Annotated in this window: 1 protein-coding gene; it reads right to left on the reverse strand. The window is 69.7% G+C overall.

What is annotated here, in order from left to right; genetic code table 11:
• Positions 1-409 (reverse strand): PQQ-dependent sugar dehydrogenase (locus DY467_RS25655; protein WP_164639850.1); only part of this gene is annotated, 409 nt, incomplete at its 3' end.
• Between the last annotated feature and the right edge of the window lie 24 nt (positions 410-433).

Below are 433 nucleotides of genomic sequence, written 5' to 3' on the forward strand. Positions count from 1 at the left end.
GCCGCGGGCGTGCCACCGCGGTCCGGCCGCCGCGGCCGTCGCGCTCGGCGTAGCACAGATAGATCGTATGATTGGTCGCGATGTCCTTGTCGGTGGCGACATCGAGCAATCCGCCCTGGCCAGAGGCCCACACTTCCGGAACGCCCGGCAGCGGCTTCGAGACCTGGCCTTGCTGAGTCACCAGCCGCAGCCGGCCGGGACGCTCGGTCACCAGCATCCGGCCATCGGGCAGAAACGCCAGCCCCCACGGATGAACCAGATTCTCCGCCACCGTTTGCACCGACAGCGGCCCCGCCGACGAGTCGAACGTCGTCCCGGCGCCCCGGCTGGCGGTGATGATCAGCAGCGAGCCGAGCAGCGCCGTGGCGGCGGTCAGCGTGCCGGAAACCCAGACGATCGGTGCCTTCATCGCAATGCCTCGTCGCAGGATGGC

Origin of the sequence: Rhodopseudomonas sp. BR0G17, assembly GCF_010907025.1 — a bacterium.
Taxonomy (GTDB): domain Bacteria; phylum Pseudomonadota; class Alphaproteobacteria; order Rhizobiales; family Xanthobacteraceae; genus Rhodopseudomonas; species Rhodopseudomonas palustris_H.